Source organism: Aeromicrobium terrae (assembly GCF_008039565.1).
GTDB lineage: Bacteria > Actinomycetota > Actinomycetes > Propionibacteriales > Nocardioidaceae > Aeromicrobium > Aeromicrobium terrae.
This window is the reverse complement of sequence record NZ_VDUX01000001.1, coordinates 94751-111849: the sequence shown is the minus strand read 5'-3', so window position 1 is coordinate 111849 and position 17099 is coordinate 94751. Positions and strand designations below refer to the sequence as shown.

General features: G+C 71.0%; 16 protein-coding genes. 10 read left to right on the top strand and 6 right to left on the bottom strand.

The genetic code is table 11. The features are described 5' to 3' along the window. Positions 1 to 55: 55 nt before the first annotated feature. Positions 56 to 673, top strand: coding sequence for an FMN-dependent NADH-azoreductase (locus FHP06_RS00555; protein WP_147682783.1), 618 nt, complete (start codon positions 56 to 58; stop codon positions 671 to 673). 1 nt (position 674) lies between these two features. Here FHP06_RS00555 and FHP06_RS00550 read toward each other — a convergent pair whose 3' ends face one another. Together FHP06_RS00550 and FHP06_RS00545 are read right to left on the bottom strand one after the other, a co-directional pair. Beyond that, positions 675 to 2591 carry an FtsX-like permease family protein gene (locus FHP06_RS00550; protein ID WP_147682781.1) on the bottom strand — a complete coding sequence of 639 codons (1917 nt, stop codon included), beginning with the start codon at positions 2589 to 2591 and terminating at the stop codon, positions 675 to 677. Next, positions 2588 to 3334 carry an ABC transporter ATP-binding protein gene (locus FHP06_RS00545; RefSeq protein ID WP_147682779.1) on the bottom strand — a complete coding sequence of 249 codons (747 nt, stop codon included), beginning with the start codon at positions 3332 to 3334 and terminating at the stop codon, positions 2588 to 2590. Before FHP06_RS00545 ends, FHP06_RS00550 begins: the two co-directional genes overlap by 4 nt. 107 nt (positions 3335 to 3441) lie before the next feature. On the opposite strand from FHP06_RS00545, the gene FHP06_RS00540 reads away from it, so the two are divergent. From FHP06_RS00540 to FHP06_RS00530, 3 genes are read left to right on the top strand one after another with little or no spacing between them, the layout of a single operon-like run. Further along, positions 3442 to 4701: a sensor histidine kinase gene (locus tag FHP06_RS00540; RefSeq protein ID WP_147682777.1), complete on the top strand. Its 1260-nt coding sequence runs from the start codon at positions 3442 to 3444 to the stop codon at positions 4699 to 4701. Then, on the top strand, positions 4686 to 5351 hold the full coding sequence (locus tag FHP06_RS00535; protein ID WP_147682775.1) for a response regulator: 666 nt from the start codon (positions 4686 to 4688) through the stop codon (positions 5349 to 5351). The genes FHP06_RS00540 and FHP06_RS00535 overlap by 16 nt, the downstream gene beginning before the upstream one ends. A gap of 17 nt (positions 5352 to 5368) precedes the next feature. Further along, positions 5369 to 6157 carry an MBL fold metallo-hydrolase gene (locus tag FHP06_RS00530; protein WP_147682773.1) on the top strand — a complete coding sequence of 263 codons (789 nt, stop codon included), beginning with the start codon at positions 5369 to 5371 and terminating at the stop codon, positions 6155 to 6157. On the opposite strand, the gene FHP06_RS00525 is transcribed toward FHP06_RS00530, so the two are convergent. After that, positions 6141 to 7256 (bottom strand): NAD(P)H-dependent amine dehydrogenase family protein, encoded by a 1116-nt coding sequence (locus FHP06_RS00525; RefSeq protein WP_147682771.1) that lies wholly within the window; start codon positions 7254 to 7256, stop codon positions 6141 to 6143. The two genes, FHP06_RS00530 and FHP06_RS00525, sit on opposite strands and share 17 nt — an antisense overlap. A 24-nt stretch (positions 7257 to 7280) precedes the next feature. Here FHP06_RS00525 and FHP06_RS00520 point away from each other — a divergent pair, with 24 nt between their 5' ends. After that, a complete protein-coding gene (locus tag FHP06_RS00520) occupies positions 7281 to 8018 on the top strand; it encodes an SDR family oxidoreductase (protein ID WP_147682769.1) in 738 nt (245 codons plus the stop codon). Between the two features lie 32 nt (positions 8019 to 8050). Then, positions 8051 to 9391 carry an adenylate/guanylate cyclase domain-containing protein gene (locus tag FHP06_RS00515; RefSeq protein ID WP_147682767.1) on the top strand — a complete coding sequence of 447 codons (1341 nt, stop codon included), beginning with the start codon at positions 8051 to 8053 and terminating at the stop codon, positions 9389 to 9391. Here FHP06_RS00515 and FHP06_RS00510 read toward each other — a convergent pair. Next, the gene (locus FHP06_RS00510; protein WP_147682765.1) at positions 9381 to 9875 is read right to left on the bottom strand and encodes a DUF2834 domain-containing protein; all 495 of its coding nucleotides are present in this window, start codon (positions 9873 to 9875) and stop codon (positions 9381 to 9383) included. The two genes, FHP06_RS00515 and FHP06_RS00510, sit on opposite strands and share 11 nt — an antisense overlap. A gap of 79 nt (positions 9876 to 9954) precedes the next feature. On the opposite strand from FHP06_RS00510, the gene FHP06_RS00505 reads away from it, so the two are divergent. Together FHP06_RS00505 and FHP06_RS00500 are read left to right on the top strand one after the other, a co-directional pair. Next, entirely contained in the window at positions 9955 to 10566 is a 612-nt protein-coding gene (locus FHP06_RS00505; RefSeq protein WP_147682763.1) for a TetR/AcrR family transcriptional regulator, read from the top strand. Positions 10567 to 10598: 32 nt separating this feature from the next. Next, positions 10599 to 12167, top strand: a complete 1569-nt coding sequence (locus FHP06_RS00500; protein WP_147682761.1) for a phytoene desaturase family protein — start codon at positions 10599 to 10601, stop codon at positions 12165 to 12167. Here the strand turns inward: FHP06_RS00500 and FHP06_RS00495 are convergent. Continuing rightward, positions 12164 to 12904 (bottom strand): nuclear transport factor 2 family protein, encoded by a 741-nt coding sequence (locus tag FHP06_RS00495; RefSeq protein ID WP_147682758.1) that lies wholly within the window; start codon positions 12902 to 12904, stop codon positions 12164 to 12166. The genes FHP06_RS00500 and FHP06_RS00495 overlap by 4 nt on opposite strands. 51 nt (positions 12905 to 12955) lie before the next feature. Between FHP06_RS00495 and FHP06_RS00490 the strand changes: the two genes are divergently transcribed. Together FHP06_RS00490 and FHP06_RS00485 are read left to right on the top strand one after the other, a co-directional pair. Next, positions 12956 to 14137 carry a cytochrome P450 gene (locus FHP06_RS00490; protein WP_147682756.1) on the top strand — a complete coding sequence of 394 codons (1182 nt, stop codon included), beginning with the start codon at positions 12956 to 12958 and terminating at the stop codon, positions 14135 to 14137. Continuing rightward, a complete protein-coding gene (locus FHP06_RS00485; protein WP_147682754.1) occupies positions 14134 to 14616 on the top strand; it encodes a TetR/AcrR family transcriptional regulator in 483 nt (160 codons plus the stop codon). Before FHP06_RS00490 ends, FHP06_RS00485 begins: the two co-directional genes overlap by 4 nt. Positions 14617 to 14698: 82 nt before the next feature. On the opposite strand, the gene FHP06_RS00480 is transcribed toward FHP06_RS00485, so the two are convergent. Beyond that, positions 14699 to 17095 carry a hypothetical protein gene (locus tag FHP06_RS00480; RefSeq protein WP_147682752.1) on the bottom strand — a complete coding sequence of 799 codons (2397 nt, stop codon included), beginning with the start codon at positions 17093 to 17095 and terminating at the stop codon, positions 14699 to 14701. Between the last annotated feature and the right edge of the window lie 4 nt (positions 17096 to 17099).

Sequence of the window (17099 nt, the reverse complement as noted above, 5' to 3'; positions counted from 1 at the left end):
TTCAAGGTTGAACTATTCTAACTTCAAGCTTGAACTATCACACGAGGAGACCTTCATGACCCTGTTCCGACTCGACGCCAGCATCCGCACCGACGGATCGGCGAGCCGCGAGATCGCCGACATCGTCGAGGCTGAGTGGCTCGCTGCTCACCCCGGCGACACCATCGAGCGGCGCCACATCGGCGTCGACGTGCTCCCCGCCGACGCCTGGGCGCAGTCCGTGTCCGGCGAGGCGGCCGGGCAGCAGCTCGCCGCCCAGCTCGTCGACGAGCTCCTCGCGGCCGACGCGATCCTGCTGGCCGTGCCGCTCTACAACTTCGGCGTCTCGCAGCACGTCAAGACCTGGATCGACCTCGTCGCCACCGACCCCCGAGCCGCCGACCCCACTGCTCCCCTGCTCGCCGGCAAGCCGGTCGTGCTGTGCACGGTGCGCGGCGGCGCGTACGGGGCGGGCACGCCCCGCGAGGGCTGGGACCACTCCACCGCCTACCTCCGGCGCATCCTCGAGGACGTCTGGGGCGCCGACCTGACCGTCGTCGAGCGCGAGTTCACGCTGGTCGGCGTCAACCCGGCCCTCGACGACTTCGCCGACCTGGCCGCCGAGATGCACCAGAAGGCGCTGTCGGCAGCGCGCGAGGCCGGCCGGGCACTGGCGGTCCCGCAGGCCGCCTGACTCACGACCGTGCGGTGCGCGCTCCGGCAGCCCCCGCGGCCGCAGCGAGCGCACCGCACGTCAGGGCGATGGCGGCGAGCGGCAGCCACGGGATCGTCATACCCGGATCGACGCCGGTGCCGGCGAGGTCGGCGGAGATCGCCCGGCGGACCAGGATGCCCATCAGCACCGTCGTGAGTCCACCGATCACCAGCCCGGCGCCGGTGACGAGCGCGGCCTGCCACAGCGCGACCCGTCGCAGCTGTTCCCGCGTGGCGCCCAGCAGCGCGAGCACGCGGTGCTGGCGCCGCCGCTGGGTCGCCCCGATGAGGGTCGCGTTGACCATCGCGATCGCCGCATAGAAGCCGGCAGGGCCGAGCAGGATCACGAGCCCGAGATTGTTGGCCCGCCGGGTCTGGGCGGTCACGTCGTCGATCCAGTCGTCGGCGGTCCGGACGTGGCTGTCGGTACCGTGCAGTCGCCGCTCCAGGGCGCTCCGAACCGCGTCCACCGAGGTGCCTGGGGCCGGCACGACGAACAGCTCGTCGGGCGGGTTGTCCGCGAGCCGGTCGGGCCACAGGTCCGTGGGCAGCATGATGTCCCCGTAGAGGTCGGGGGCGTCCTTGACCACGGCGACGATCCGCACGTCCACGCGATGACCGTCGACCCGGACGCGCAGGTAGTCGCCGAGGTTCTTGCCCGAGTCCGTGGTCCAGGTCCGGGAGACGGCGACGGCGCGGCCGTGCAGGTCGGCGAGCCGCCCACGGACAGCGCTCAGACCGCGCGCCGCGGTGGCGGTGGACACGTCGACGGCGTCCACGTCCTCGCGGGAGTAGCCGTCGTCGTCCAGCTCGATCGTGGTGGTGCGGCGCTGGTCCACGAGGCGCACCGCCGGGTCCTCGACGACGGTGCGGACGGTGTCGGCGTGCTTCGGACCAGGCTGGACCACGAGCGGCGCGCGCAGCTGTGCCCGGTCCTGGGCGGAGGTCCAGTCGGCCGTGAAGCTGAGCGAGATCAGCATCGAGCCGGCGATCGCCGAGATCGCCATGACCGGCGCGGCGACGGAGGTCGTGGTCCGCACGGCCGCGCGCAGCTCGTCGCGGGCGAACCGTGCGGTGACGTCCCGTGAGACCCACGGACGCGCCAGCAGGGCGGCGAGCCGCGGAATCAGCAGCGGGCCGAAGCACATCATCGCGATCACGACGACTTCCGGAAGGAGGATCGACGCGACCAAGGCGAACAATGGACCGCCCTCCGCGGCGAGGATCGCGGCCGCGACGACGCCGGCCAGGCAGAACGTGCCGACGACCCACTGCGCGGCGCTCGGACGTCCGCGCTCGATGGCGGCTTCCTGCAGTGCGGCGACGGGCGGGACCTTCGCCGCCCGTCGGGACGCCCGCCGGGCGCCGAGGATCGCCACGGCCATCCCGGTCGGTGCGGCGATGGCCCAGGCCAGCCACGGCGCTGGAGCGACCAGGTGCTGGTCGGTGACCCCGATCCGACGGACCATGGCGAGCACCGGCCCTGCCAGCGGCGTCGCCACCAGGCACCCGGCGATCGACGCCAGGACGGCGACGACGAGCGACTCCCCGAGCACCAGGCGGCGCACCTGCCGGCCAGTGGCGCCGACGAGCCGCAGCAGCCCGAGCTCGCGTCGCCGGGTCGCGACGACGAACCCGAACGTCGACCCGACGACGAACAGAGCCATGAACATCGAGACCGCGGACATGATGCCGAACATCGAGGTGAGGTCGTCGAGCTGCTGGCGCTGGTCCACCGTCGCCGACGGGCCGAGGCGGGACAGCGTGGCGTCGACCGAGGCGACCAGGTTCACCGTCGTGGCGATCAAGACCACGCCGCTGGCCAGCGCCACGAACGCGCCGAGGTAGGCGGGCCACGAGGTGCGGACGGTCTGCCGCGCCAGGCTCATCGTCCTCATCGGTCCTCCAGCTCGCTCATGCGCTGCGCGATCGCGGCGGCGTCGGCGTTCTGGAGGCGCCCGACGATCCGGCCGTCGGCGAGGAAGAGAGTCTCGTCGGCGTAGGACGCGGCCAACGGGTCGTGCGTGACCATGACCACCGACTGCCCGTCGTCGGCGACCCGGCGGAGCAGGGCGAGCACGTCGCGGCCGGTGGTGCGGTCGAGGGCACCCGTCGGCTCGTCGGCGAACAGGACGTCCGGGCGGGAGTGGATCGCGCGGGCGATGGCGACGCGCTGCTGCTGGCCGCCGGACAGCTCTGGTGGGCGACGGCGCGCGAGGTCACGCAGCCCGACCTGGTCCAGGGCGTCGAGCACGGCGGCGCGGTCCACGGGACGTCCGGCGAGGCGGGCCGGTAGCGCGACGTTGTCGAAGGCGGTCAGGGCGTCGAGCAGGTTGTACGACTGGAAGACGAACGCCATCGAGGTGCGGCGGAACGTCGTGAGGGCCGTCGCCTTCAGCCGGCCCAGGTCGGTGCCGCCGATGCTGACCCGACCGCCCGAGGGGACGTCGAGGCCGGCGGCGAGCTGGAGCAGCGTGGACTTGCCGGAGCCGGACGGCCCCATGATGGCGGTGAAGGTGCCGGCGCCGAACGCGTGGCTGACGCCTCGGAGCGCGTGGACGCTCCCGGCGCGGGTCTTGTAGACGCGGGACAGGTCGTCGAGGGCGACGGCCGGGGCGGCGGGAATCGTCTGGACGGTCATGGGACCAGTCCAGTCGCCGTGGCCGCCCTGCACACGGGCTCACGCGCGACAGCAGAGGTAGCGTGCGCGCTACCGTCCGCGGGCGTTCCGGCTCCTAGGCTGGTCGTGTGAGCCAGTACCCGGACGCGTGGACCGCCCTGCGCACGCGTCCCGCCCGGCTCCTCGTGACGACGTGGCCGTGGCGCTCGCTCGCGTACCTGATCTCCACCGTGCCGGTCGGCATCGTCGCCCTGGTGGTCCTGGCGACGGTGGTCGCTCTCGGTGTCCTCACCGCGGTGATCGTGGTCGGCCTGCTCCTGCTGGCCAGCGTCCCTCTGCTGACGTCCGTGATCGCGGACGCGGAGCGGACCCGCCTCCGGCTGGTACTTCCTCGTGACTCGGTCGCGGACGACACGAGCGCACCGACCCTGCGCGAACGCGTCGGCGCCTGGCGGACACTTCCGGTCTCCTGGCCTGAGGTCGGCCACGCCGTGCTGCTGGCAACGGTGCTCTGGGTCGTCGACGCCGTGGTGCTGGTCTTCGCGATCACCGCGCCCGCCACGTTGATCCTCTCGCCCGTCCTCGTGCAGCTCGACACGCTCGAGGTCCTCGGGTGGCGCATCGACGACACCGCCGAGGCGTGGCCGGCGGTGGTCGTGGGCCTGCTCGCCGCGGTCGTCGCCGCCTACCTCGTCACGGCACTCGCCAGTGCGCAGGCCGGCCTCACTCGCCTGCTCCTGGAGCCCACGGAGGCCCGGCTGGCCGCCGCCGTCGAGCAGCTGCGCCGGTCGCGGACCGGCCTCGTCGATGCGTTCGAGGCCGAGCGCCGCCGGATCGAGCGCGACCTCCACGACGGCGCCCAGCAGCGGCTCGTCGCGCTGACCATGACGCTGGGGCAGGCGGAGCTGGAGCTCCAGGACGGCCCGGCGCTCGAGCTCGTCGGCAAGGCACACGCCCTGGCCGAGGACGCGCTGGCCGAGCTGCGCGCCACGGTGCGCGGCATCCACCCGCAGGTACTCACCGACCACGGCCTCGCGGCGGCGATCCGTGAGCTGGCCGACCGCTCCCCCGTCCCCGTCGACGCCGACCTGCATCTCGACGGCCGGCTGCCGGCGCGCGTCGAGGCCGCGGCGTACTTCCTGGTCAGCGAGGCGCTCACGAACACCGCGCGGCACGCGGGCGCGTCCTCCGTGCGGGTCCACGCCTGGGTCGCGGACGGCTCGTTGACCGTGTCCGTCGAGGACGACGGTCGCGGTGGTGCCGATCCCGTAGCCGGCACCGGCCTGGCCGGTCTGGCCGCCCGGGTCGAGGCGGTCGACGGCACTCTGGAGCTGACCAGTCCGCCCGGCGGGCCGACGACCGTGAGGATGACATGTCCGACCACCTGAGGATCGTCCTCGCCGAGGACGCCGCCCTGCTGCGCGAAGGGCTGGTCGGGATCCTCGAGAAGGCCGGGCACGAGATCGTCGCCGCCGTGACCGACGCGGACGCGCTGCTCGTCTACACCGACAACCACCGGCCCGACCTGGTCATCACCGACATCCGGATGCCCCCGACGCACACCGACGAGGGCCTGCGGGCGGCGGTCACCATCCGCGAGCGGCACCCGGACATGGCGATCATGCTGCTGTCTGCGTACATCGCCGAGGCGTACGTCGCGGACCTGCTGGACTCGACTGCCGGAAGCCACGCCGGCATCGGCTACCTGCTGAAGGACCGCGTCGGCCACGTCCGCGACTTCCTCGACAGCGTCGACCGCGTGGCCGGCGGCGCCACCGTCGTCGACCCCGACGTCGTCCGCCACCTGCTCGCCCGCGGCCGTGACGACGGCCCACTCGCTGCCCTGACCGACCGCGAGCGCGAGGTCCTCGCCCTGATGGCCGAGGGCCACACGAACCCGACCATCGCGGACCGTCTCGTCGTCAGCGAGGCTGCCGTCCGCAAGCACGTCGGCAACATCTTCGCGAAGCTCGACCTCGAGCCGACGTCGGATCGTCGCGTCTCCGCCGTGCTCACCTACCTGCGCGGACCGTCCTGAGTGCGGGACAGTGAGGCATGACCGAAGCCCGCATCACGCACATCGGGGGCCCCACCGCGCTCGTCGAGGTGGACGGATGGCGCATCCTGACCGACCCGACGTTCGACCCTCCGGGGCAGCGCTACTTCTTCGGCTGGGGCACGACGTCGCGCAAGGTGGCGGGGCCGTCGATCTCCCCGGACGAGCTCGGCCCGATCGACGCCGTCCTGGTGAGCCACCACCATCACGGCGACAACCTCGACCCGTCGGCGCGTGACCTGCTCCCCCGGTGGGGCCGGGTGTTCACGACGAAGGCCGGCGCGAAGAAGCTGGGCGGCGGCGCCACCGGGCTCGCGGCCTGGGACACCACGACGCTCGAGGCGCCCGGCAAGCCGACCATCACCATCACCGCGACACCGTGCCGCCACGGACCGGCCGGCAGCGACCCGATCACCGGACCCGTCGTCGGCTTCGACCTGACCTGGGACGGCCAGGAGCACGGCTCCCTGTGGGTCACCGGTGACACCGTGTTCTACCGCGGCCTGCGCGACGTCGCCGAGCGCCGGGACGTCGGGACCGTTCTGCTCCACCTGGGCGGAGTGAAGTTCCGGTACCTCTCGGGCGGCCTCCGCTACACGATGGACGCCAAGGAGTCGCTGAAGCTGCTCGACCTGCTCGGCGCGACGCACGTGGTCCCCGTGCACTACGAGGGCTGGACCCACTTCAAGCAGGGCCGCTCCGAGGCCCAGCGGGTGCTCGACGCCTCACGGCACGCCGGCAGCGTCACCTGGGTCGATCCCGGCGAGGCCGTCACCGTCCAGGTGTGACCGGGCCCGTGTAGGTGCCGTGACCCGTGGGGAGCGGCAGGTCCAGGGTGGTGCGGATGCCCGGCGGCGCGGCGAGGACGTCCGGGATGGAGTTCACGATCCGGCCGCAGGCGGCGACGATCGCGGCGTGGTTGTGGTCGCCGTGGTCGCTGCTCGGGACGATGTCGACGACGAAGCTCGGCTCACCGGTGATCTCGACGCGGTAGGCGCCTCCGCCCGATGACGGGCGGGCCCAGTCGGGGCGGAGGTCGTCGCGGGTGCGGGTGACGTGCTCCACCACGATCGCCGGATGGCCGGCGACCATCCCGGTGATCGAGAAGTGCAGCGCGGCGATCGTTCCCTTCTCGATCCGCCCGGCGGCGATGTCGTAGGACTCCGGCGCGGGCTCGGCTTCCCAGAACTCGACGACCTCGTCGATCGTGATGCCGAGACCCTCGGCGATCATCCGGATCGCCGTGCCCCAGGCGAAGCCCAGGACGCCGGGCAGGAACAGCAGCGGCGTGTCGTCGAGCGGCTTGCCGAAGCCCATCAGGTCGAACATCACCTCGGCCCCGTCGTACGTGGCGTAGTCGGCCAGCTCGTAGCAGCGGACCTGCTCGACGCGCTGGCACGTGCTCGCCAGCGCGAGCGGGATCAGGTCGCTCGCGAAGCCGGGGTCGACGCCGGTGATGTAGACCGAGGCGTCGCCGGCGCGCGCCGCGGCCTCCACCTTCTCGATGACCGCGTCCGGCATCGTCCCCCACGGGAACTGCAGCGTGCCGGGCGCGGACCCGACGACGTCGATCCCGGCCTCGAGCAGGCGGCGGACGTCGTTGGTGGCCTCGACCGGGCGGGTGTCCCCCATCGCGCAGTAGACGACGCACTGCGGCCTCGCGTCGATGACGGTCTGGAGGTCCATCACCGCGCGCACGCCGGTGGTCGCGTCGATGCCCGCAAGCTCACCCGCGTCGATGCCGACCTTGTCGGCGGTGGAGACGCCGACGGCGACGAGCTCGAACCGCGGGTCCTGCACGAGCTGGCGCAGCGTCAGCCGTCCCGCGTTGCCGGTGCCGACCTGGGCGACGCGGATCGGTTCAGTAGAACGTGTTCTACCAGGCATGGCGATGATGCTACCGTCCCGCGCATGGGTCGCGTGGACGGCAAGGTCGCTCTCATCACCGGCGGGGCACGCAACATCGGTGCAGCGAGCGCGCGCATGCTCGTGGCCGAGGGTGCCCGGGTCGTGCTCGGCGACATCGTCGACGACGAAGGTGCCGCACTGGCCGACGAGCTGGGTGACGCAGCCCGCTACGTCCACCTCGACGTCCGCAGCGAGGACGACTGGACCCGAGCGGTCGAGCTGGCCGTCGCGGAGTTCGGCTCGCTGAACGTCCTGTTCAACAACGCCGGGATCTTCAACGGCGGGAAGCTCCAGCGCTACCCCGTGGAGCAGTGGCAGGAGATCCTCGACATCAACCTGACCGGCGCGTTCCTCGGCTGCAAGGCCGTCGCCGACGCGATGATCGCCGCCGACGGCGGGTCGATCATCAACAACTCCTCCATCGAGGGACTCCGCGGCACCGCGTGGGCGCACGGCTACGTCACGTCGAAGTGGGCCCTGCGCGGGCTGACGAAGTCCGTGGCGATCGAGCTCGCCCCGCACGGCATCCGCGTCAACTCCATTCACCCCGGCCGCATCCGCAACGAGCTCACCGACGCGATGCCCGCGGACATGATCCCGATCCTGCTCGGCCGCCCCGGTGAGCCCGAGGAGGTGGCGACGTTCGTCGTCTTCCTCGCCAGCGACGAGTCGTCGTTCTCGACCGGCTCGGAGTTCGTGGTGGACGGCGGCACCGTCAACCACATCCCCGTAAACGGCTGACGACCGGCATTACAGGCCAATACGCTCGCTGCGTGGCCGAGACCGCCGTCGATCATGCCGTTCGGTGGTTCGGTCTGCGGTTCGCCTCCGAGCGCACCGAGCGTGAGTACCGCGAGTGGCGCATCGCGACCGCCACGCCCTTCGCGCGGATCGGCTACATCGGCTCGATGCCCAGCTGGTGCCTCCTGCTCGTGAGCGTCGTGGTGCTGGACTGGGAGTCGGTGCCGACCGCCGGTCCGCCGATCTTCGGGTGGATCCTGGCCCTGGCCGTCCTCACCGCGCTGACCTTCCCGGGCGCCGCCCGGCCATGGGTCATGCCGCTGGCCGCGGTGGCGAACTGTGCTGCCGGCTTTCTGGTCATCTGGCTGATGTTCGACGTGCTCGCCTCCGACCTGCCGGCGCAGTCACGCGCGGGCCTCATGACGGCCGGGATGTTGATCGTGATGTTCTTCGGATTCGCGATCTTCCGCATCCCGCCGCTGCTCGCGATGGCCGCCGTGACCCCGTACACGATCTTCGCCTCCCTCCACCTGTACGAGGATCACCAGGACGGGAACCTCGACGACGTCGAGGCGGGCGGCTTGGCCGCGGCCCAGTGGATCGCCTACCTCGGCTGCCTGTTGGTCTACATCGTGATCGAGATCGTCAACCGGCGCAGCTTCTGCAAGGACCAGATCATCCGCGTCCAGCAGGCCGAGCTGCAGCGCAGTCGCGACGCGATCCGCCGCTACGTGCCGCCCAAGGTCGCCGAGCGCATCGTGCGCGGCGACACGGTGAGCATCGAAGAGCCGGTCCGACGGCGCATCACCGTCCTGTTCGCCGACCTCGTGAACTTCACGATCCTGGCCGACCGCGTCGAGGCCGAGGTCCTGACGACCGTCGTCAACGAGTACATGACCACCATGAGCGAGATCGTCGCGGACCTTCATGGCACGGTGACCGAGTTCGCCGGGGACGGGCTCCTCGCCTTGTTCGGCGCCCCGGACGAGCTCGATCCGGTGGATCAGGCCGTGGCAGCGGTCCGCGCCGCGAAGAGCATGCAGCGGCGGATCCCCTCGCTCAACGAGGGCTGGCTCCGACTCGGCGTCGGAGAGCCCCTCGCGATGCGGGTGGGCATCAACACCGGGGTCCTCAGCGTCGGCAGCTTCGGATCACGAGGGCGCATGACCTACACGGCGATCGGCATCCAGGCCAACATCGCCGCACGGATCCAGTCGCAGTGCGAGCCGGGCGGGATCCTGCTCAGCGACACCTGCTGGCACCTCGTGAAGGACCAGGTGCCGTGCGAGCTGCGGGGCGAGGTCGAGTGCAAGGGAGTGCACTACCCCGTGCGGGTCCACGCACCGCTGACGCTGACCCCCGTCATGAGCTGACGGCGGCCTCCACGGGCACACGCGCGCCGAGGCGGCGCTGGCGCTCGACCGTCGCGGCGTAGAAGGCCCAGCCGGCAGTGAAGCTCGCGAACAGCGTGACCACGAAGTACAGCCACGGCTTGTTGATGCCGCGACGGCGGCCGTCGGCGATCGCGATCAGCGGGAGCAGCACGACGTTGGCGATGATGAAGTCGATCGACGCCGAGCTCGCGGCGGCGTTGTCGAACATCAGGTCCATGTACTGCGCCCACGAGCCGTCGCCCCACAGCGGGTTGGTGAGCCAGCCGTCGGTGTTCTCGGTGACGAACCGGATGTTGAACGTCCAGCCGCCGACGACCGACGCGACGGCCACGCCGTAGAGCGCCAGCTCCATCGGCGAGAACATCGGTCCGGAGTCGGGGCGCCGGAAGATGGTCGGATTCGCGCGGAGCGTCACCAGGACGACGACCACGGCGAGGATGGCGTGCACGGTGAGGGAGAGCATGACCACACCGTGGCCACTGATCCATGTTTTGTCAATGTTGACGTAACTTGCCGCGAATCCTCTGGGGTACCGTCATGCCATGGCGCGCAACCCGCAGACGATCCGCAGCGAACGCACCCGCGTCGCGCTGCGGAAGGCCGCCCTCTCCCGGTTCCAGGCGCAGGGCGTCGAGGCCACCACCGCGGAGCAGATCGCTGCCGACGCCGGCGTCACGCTGCGCACGTTCTACCGGCACTTCCCGTCCAAGCACGACCTGCTGTTCGCCGACTACGACTCCGGCCTGCAGTGGTTCCGCGGCGCCCTGGCGGCACGGCCGGCGGACGAGTCCGTCGTCGAGTCCGTGCGAGCAGCGATCTTCGCGTTCCCGTACGACGTACAGCCCCTCACCCAGATGGCCGCGTTCCGGGCGGCGGAGCTGGACCCCGAGCGCATCGTCAACCACCTGCGGCGCGTGGAGAACGACCTGGCGGAGGCCATCACCGAGCACCTGGAGCGACGGACGAAGGGCTCGGACCGGGCGCTCGACGTCGTGGTGACCGCCCGCTGCATCGCGGCCGCCCTGTTCGCGGCGATGGAGGTGTGGATGCGGCAGGACCGGCGGACGCTCGCCGACCTCGCCGAGGCGAGCCACGCCACGCTCACGGCACTCGAGACGGGCCTCGGCCCGGACGGCATGTTTCGTCATAGTTGACGAAACTGTGGAAGCGGTGGCACCGTGCGTCCATGAGTGACCACGAGGCGTACGACGCCGTCGTCATCGGCGCCGGGCACAACGGCCTGACCGCCGCCGTCCTGCTGCAACGCGCGGGCCTCCGCACCGTCTGCCTGGAGTCCAAGCGGTACGCCGGCGGGATGGCGTCCACCGTCGAGCTGTTCGACGGCTATCAGTTCGAGATCGCCGGCTCGGTCCAGCTGCCGACGTCGGCGATCGTCAGCAAGGAGCTCGGGCTGGACACGCTCCCCCAGGTCGACCTCTCGGTCATGTCCGTCTCGCTCATCGACGAGGGTGTCGAGCCGCTGATCTACTACACCGACCTCGCCGAGGCTGCCGTCCACATGGAGCAGGTGCACGGCATCGAGGTCGTCCTCGGGATGGCCGAGATGATGGGCTGGAGCGCCGCACCGACCCGGGCCCTGGGCCGGTTCGAGGCCGGCACGCTGCCGAAGTCGCTCGACGAGATGTACGCCTGCGCCACGAGCGACGCCGAGCGCGCCAGCATCACCGAGATGCTGTTCGGCAGCGCCACCGACGTCCTCGACCGCTACCTGCCTGACAAGCAGAAGCACGCCGCGCTGCGTGGCATGCTCGCGTTCCTCGCGGTGAACTCCACCTACCGCGGACCGGCCAGCCCGGGCAGCGCGGCGGGCCTGGCGTTCGGCATGGCCGTCCCGGACGAGAACACCGTGCTCACCAAGAAGATCAAGGGCGGCATCGGGACGCTCACCAAGCACCTGGAGGAGCAGTACGCGGAGGCCGGCGGCGAGCTGCGGCTCGAGGCTCCGGTCAGCGAGATCGTCGTCGAGGACGGCAAGGCCGTCGGCGTCGTGCTCGACGGCGGCGAGCGCATCGACGCCGGCAGCGTCGTCTCCGCCGTGGCCCCCGACCTCACGCTCACGTCGCTCATCTCGGGCGATGCCGTCGACCCGGCGCTGGTCACGCGCCTCAACGGCATCGACCACCGCGGCAGCTACGTCCAGATGCACTTCGCCCTCGACGGCGTGCCGGAGTTCGCGGCGCCGTACGAGTTCCTCAACGACCCGGCGATGCAGGCCGCGATCGGCATGTTCGCCACGCCGGAGCAGCTGCAGCAGCAGTTCGAGGACAGCCGGCGCGGCATCGTGCCGGAGACGCCGGCCGTCGCGTTCCAGATCCCGTCGGCGTCCGACCCCGACCTCGCTCCCCCGGGCAAGGCGGCGGCATCGGCGTTCTCGCTGTGGTTCCCGGTCGAGGAGGACCCGTCGGAGTACGCGCGCCTCAAGGCCGAGATGGGCCAGCGGGTCATCGACCGGATCACGCACTTCGCGCCGAACTTCGAGAGCCTGATCCTCAAGCACACGACCTTCACGCCGAAGCACATGGGCACGATGTTCGGCGCGCCCGGTGGCGACTACTGCCACGGCCTCATCCATCCGGAGCTGCTCGGCCCGTACCGGCCCGGCCCGCGCGGCTACGTCGACCAGCCGCACGGGATCGACGGCCTCTACCTCGGCAGTGCCGGCTGCTACGGCGGTCCCGGCATCACGTTCATCCCGGGCTACAACGCCGCCCAGGCCGTGCTCGGGGACCGCTAGACGTAGACGTCGATCTCGCGGATCGCCCTGGTGCGGGGCGAGAACGTCGCGTAGAGCAGACCGGGCGTGCCGTCGACGGTCACCGTCGCGGTGACGAAGCGGCCGGCGGCGATCACCTTGTCGGTTGCGACGGGCGCGACGCCGCCGAGCCGGTCGAGCGCCGTCCGGTCACCGCGCTGGGCGTTGGCCAGCAGGTCGAGGACGGCGAGCTTGCCGCGACGGCCGACGCTGCCGCGCATCGCGGACGCGAAGCCCAGCACTCCGCCGACGCCCTGGACGCGGAGCATCCGGGCCTGCTGGGCCGACAGCGCACGGACGTGCGCCGCCGTCGGGTGGATGCTTTGGCGCAGCACGGGCAGGAGCTCCCAGAACGCGCTCATGTGCGTGATCTCCAGGCCGTCGTCACGGCGGCGGAACTCGTACTTCAGGTGGGCCGGCGTCACGACCTCGATGCCCTGGGGCATCTGCGTGCGGATGGTGACGTCGCGGACCACGTGGTCGTCGCGCGGGACCTCGTGGTGGACCTCGAACCGGATGTCGTTCGGGGCGATGAACGTGTCCCAGAAGCGGCGGAGCGACGCCTTGGGATCAGGACCGCCCTCGGGCACGACTGGACGCGAGCCGACCGGGTCGTCGACCCGGAAGTCGTCGGCGAACAGGCCGACCCAGCCCTCGCGGTCGTGCGCGGCGACCAGCTCGGGCGAGCGCGCGACCGCGCTGAGCAGCTCGTCGATCATGGGCAGAGAGTATCGTGAGACATATCGCTCTGTTTGTCTTACGCTGAACGCGTGACCCTCCAGTTCCGGCTCCGCGACCGCGACACCTGGGCCGACCCGTTCCCGCTCTACGCCGCGCTCCGTGAGCACGACCCGGTGCACCACGTGGAGGACGGCGACTACTGGGTGCTCACCCGGCACCGCGACGTGTTCTCCGCCGTGCGCGACCACGAGACGTTCTCCTCCGCGCAGGGGCTCACGGTCGAGTACGGCGAGCTGGAGAAGATCGGCATGCAGGACAGTCCGCCGATGGTGATGACGGACCCGCCGAGCCACACCGAGTTCCGCAGCCTGGTCTCCCGCGGGTTCACGCCGCGCCAGGTCGAGAGCGTCGAGCCGGCGGTGCGGGCGTTCGTGCAGGAGCGGCTCGAGGGCCTCGTCGGCGATGGTGGCGGCGACGTCGTGGCGTCGCTGTTCAAGCCGCTGCCGAGCATGGTGGTGGCGCACTACCTCGGGGTGCCGGAGGAGGACCGGCCGCAGTTCGACGGCTGGACCGACGCCATCGTCGCGGCGAGCGCGACCGGCAGCTACGGGGACGTCGCCGACGCCATCGGCGAGATGCTCGGCTACTTCACCGAGCTGATCGAGCACCGGCGCGAGCACCCTGAGGACGACACGGTGTCGCACCTCGTGGCCGCCGGCGAGGCGGGCGACACCGACGGCATCCTGCGCATCCTCGCCTTCACGTTCACGATGGTGACCGGCGGGAACGACACCACGACCGGGCTGCTCGGCTCGGGCGTGCAGCTGCTCAGCGAGCGGCCCGACCAGCGGGCTCGGGCGCTCGACGACCCGGCCGCGACGGTCGAGGAGCTGCTGCGACTGACCACGCCGGTGCAGGGTCTGGCCCGGACGACGACCCGCGACGTGGACATCGACGGCGTCACGATCCCGGCAGGCCGGAAGGTCCTCATGTGTTACGGCGCCGCGAACCGCGACCATAAGGTCTTCGGTTCCGACGCCGAGGAGCTCGACGTCGCCCGGAACCCGCGGCAGATCCTGACGTTCTCGCACGGCGCGCACCACTGCCTCGGTGCGGCCGCGGCGCGGATGATGGGCCGCGTCGCGCTGGAGGAGCTGCTGACCCAGATCCCCGATTTCACCGTCGACCTCGACGCCGTCACCTGGGCCGACGGCGGCTACGTGCGGCGCCCGACGAGCGTCCCGCTCCGGGTGACCGAGGTAGCCCGATGACCGACGCGGTCGTCGAGCGGATCCTCGACGCGGCCGAGCGACTCTTCGCGTCGGAGGGGCCGCGTGGCGTCGGCATGGCCGCGATCGCCGAGGCAGCCGGGTGCTCCCGCGCCACGCTCTACCGGTACTTCGAGAACCGCCGCGAGCTGCAGACCGCCTTCGCCAGTCGCGAGGCGGGCCGGATCGTCGACGACGTGCTCGCCCGGTCCGGCGACGTCGTCGAGACCATCCTCGGCGCCCTGGCCGAGGTGCGTTCCCGGCCCAGCCTGGCCGCCTGGATCAGCCCCGACGCCTCCGCCGAGCTCCTCGACGTCCTCCGACACTCCCCGCTCGTCGAGGCCACCATCGACCCGGCGGACACCGACCTCGCCCGCTGGACGCTCAGATCACTGGTCTCGCTCCTCGCCTTCCCGCCCGACGACGCCGCCGAGGAGGAGCGCCTCGTGCGTCGTTTCGTGGCCCCGCTGCTCGCCGGCTGACCGCGCGCCCCCGACCACGACTTTCGTGGACCTACGCAGGTTCCCGGACGCGGGTACCTTCGAATCCCTTCAAAAGCTGCGCTTAGGGTCGCGAGCGCCTCACCGCAGCCAACGCTTCCGGCCACACCGGATTGGTCCAGTAGTAGCTGTGCCCGTGCAGCGCGTTGACCGGAGCCTCCTGGGTCTCCTCGACGCGCGGCACCGGGTCGAGGAGTCGCCAGTCGTCACCGCAGAGCCTGGTTCGGTACCCGTCCGTGACCGGGTCCTCGCTCGGTCCGTCCTCCGGGAACGGGAACGACTGCGACGTCCCGCCGTCGCCGTGGTGCTCGTGGTTCCACGACAGCACTGGCCCGGCGAGCGGATCGGTGTCGCGATACAGGTTGATCCAGCCCCCGTCGAGCCGCTGGTGCATGAGCGAGATCGCCTCGAAGTTCACGTACATCGGGAAGGCTCGCGGGAAGATCACCCGCAGCTGCGAGCCGAACGTCAGGAACCCGACGCGCCGGCACTCCTCGTCGCTGAGCAGGTTGAGGGCGGCGAAGCTGACCAGGCTCCCCTGGCTGTGCCCGCACACCACGACGGGCCGGCCGTCGTCGACCGGAACCTCGGAGTGGTTCCGCACCCGCTCCACGAGGTCGCCGACGGTACGCAGCGAGTACGGCGTCGGAATGAACGGATGCACCGCGTGCGGCCAGAACGCCACGACGTCCCAGATGATGTTGACGCCACGCCGAAGATTGGCGTCCCGGAACGCGCCGCGCGCCAGGAACACGATGCCGAGGACGAGACCGAGCAGAACCCAGGTGCCGATCTGGGTGAGGAACTCACTCCCCCGACCGTCAGCGGACGTGCCACTGAGGAGGCCCGCGTCATTCGTGTCGTGCTTGGGGGCCATCTCGACGATGATCGCGAGTGACAGGAAGGTGCCGGCGACCACGAGAGTCCACACGATGTGCTGCACGCCGTTCTTCGCTCGGGCGAACCAGATCGCGGACGCCAGCTTCGTGCGCCACGGCGTCAGACGCGCAGCAGGGAACGGCGCATCCTCGGGGTAGCCGACCATGGCCAGCTCAGCGAGCTTCCTCCTGCTCCGCATCTTCTGCACCAGCATCACGAGGACGACCAGGACGATGGGGACGAGCGCCAGGCTGAAGGCATAAGAGACCCGTTCGAGCATGACGGTGGAGGCGTAGACCTTGCCCTTCGGCCCCTCGCGCTGCTGGAGCGTGGTGGACGTCCCGATGACGAGGGCAGCCGAGTAGCCGACCCCGAGGAACAGGCCGAGTCCGGCGACGGGCATCGCGGCACAACTCTTGCTGTACGGCCGGAAGAACCACGCCGGGCTGTCCTTCTTCGGCCGGGCCGACCGCGTGGTCCACGCCAGTCCGACGACGAAGATTCCCAGCAGGATCAGGGCGCCGGCGCCGAGGTACAGGAACCAGAGTGACCAGCGATCCAGGTCCACCTGGTCGTGACGGTCCCGGGCATCGAGCGCTTCCTCCCTCGTGTAGCCCTTCATGGCGCGGGCCGAGACGATCAGGGTGAAGGCGGCCACCGCGACGGCCGCCCTCGAGAGCCACACCGCGAGTCGGTGCCACCACCGGTCGCCGGCCGTCTCGGCGCCGGTGACGGCCCCACCGTCCTTGTCCCCGAGCAACGTGGTGAGGACCATGACCACTGCGAGGATCCACAGCGAGAGCTTCTCCCACTCGTCGGTGTAGGTGCTCGCGATCAGCGCCGGGACGGCGAGTCCTGCTGCGACGTGGAAGCCACGCAGGGTCATGGTGTCGGGATCGCCGTCGTAGAAGATCTTGCTGGCGAACGGTGTCGCGGACCAGTTGTGCGGCGCGGCCGCCAGCTTGGTCTGGTCGTTCGGGGGGCGCTTCGGCGTGGGAAGCAGCGACTCGTCCAGGCCGACGGTGTCGCCGCGTCGCTTCAGTAGTCGCACGAACCACGACCACCCGCCGAGCAGCGCCAGCACGGCGCCGGACAGGAACGTGGCGACCATGGGCGTCCACTCCCGCACCCACCCTTTCGACCAGCCTTGACCAGGTGCCCAGCGACCGGCGACGACCTCGATCAGGGTCAGCGCGATCGCGAAGCTCAGGAGCATCGTCATCAGCAGAGCCAGGAACCGCAGCACGCCGAGGGCGGCCGCACGCCAGGGACCCGCGCCCCGCAGGTCCTTCCCGTCGGGAGTGTGCGGCGCCGGGAGCATGAAGGCCGCGAGGTTCACCAGGCCGAACGGCAGCATGGTCAGCCAGAACGACTGCTTCCACGAGCCCGACGTGTACTTGCCCCAGTGGTAGCCCTCGATGGTGTGGCCGTCGTCGCCGGTGAGGATCGTGTCATTGGAGTCGACCGCCCGGAAGAAGCGCGACTTCTTGTCCCCGTCCACCTGCCGCACGTGCGGACGGGCCAGCAGGTCCTCCGGCGGCGTGCCGCTGACGCCGTGAACCCGAAGCTCCACCCAGCTCATGATG

Excerpts from the sequence above, each read along its gene's own strand:
- FHP06_RS00545 (WP_147682779.1), bottom strand. The coding sequence starts at position 3,334 with ATGACCGTCCAGACGATTCCCGCCGCCCCGGCCGTCGCCCTCGACGAC.
- FHP06_RS00520 (WP_147682769.1), top strand. The coding sequence starts at position 7,281 with ATGGGTCGCGTGGACGGCAAGGTCGCTCTCATCACCGGCGGGGCACGC.
- FHP06_RS00535 (WP_147682775.1), top strand. The coding sequence starts at position 4,686 with ATGTCCGACCACCTGAGGATCGTCCTCGCCGAGGACGCCGCCCTGCTG.
- FHP06_RS00495 (WP_147682758.1), bottom strand. The coding sequence starts at position 12,904 with ATGATCGACGAGCTGCTCAGCGCGGTCGCGCGCTCGCCCGAGCTGGTC.
- FHP06_RS00525 (WP_147682771.1), bottom strand. The coding sequence starts at position 7,256 with ATGCCTGGTAGAACACGTTCTACTGAACCGATCCGCGTCGCCCAGGTC.
- FHP06_RS00500 (WP_147682761.1), top strand. The coding sequence starts at position 10,599 with ATGAGTGACCACGAGGCGTACGACGCCGTCGTCATCGGCGCCGGGCAC.
- FHP06_RS00510 (WP_147682765.1), bottom strand. The coding sequence starts at position 9,875 with ATGCTCTCCCTCACCGTGCACGCCATCCTCGCCGTGGTCGTCGTCCTG.
- FHP06_RS00505 (WP_147682763.1), top strand. The coding sequence starts at position 9,955 with ATGGCGCGCAACCCGCAGACGATCCGCAGCGAACGCACCCGCGTCGCG.
- FHP06_RS00555 (WP_147682783.1), top strand. The coding sequence starts at position 56 with ATGACCCTGTTCCGACTCGACGCCAGCATCCGCACCGACGGATCGGCG.
- FHP06_RS00550 (WP_147682781.1), bottom strand. The coding sequence starts at position 2,591 with ATGAGGACGATGAGCCTGGCGCGGCAGACCGTCCGCACCTCGTGGCCC.
- FHP06_RS00480 (WP_147682752.1), bottom strand. The coding sequence starts at position 17,095 with ATGAGCTGGGTGGAGCTTCGGGTTCACGGCGTCAGCGGCACGCCGCCG.
- FHP06_RS00530 (WP_147682773.1), top strand. The coding sequence starts at position 5,369 with ATGACCGAAGCCCGCATCACGCACATCGGGGGCCCCACCGCGCTCGTC.
- FHP06_RS00485 (WP_147682754.1), top strand. The coding sequence starts at position 14,134 with ATGACCGACGCGGTCGTCGAGCGGATCCTCGACGCGGCCGAGCGACTC.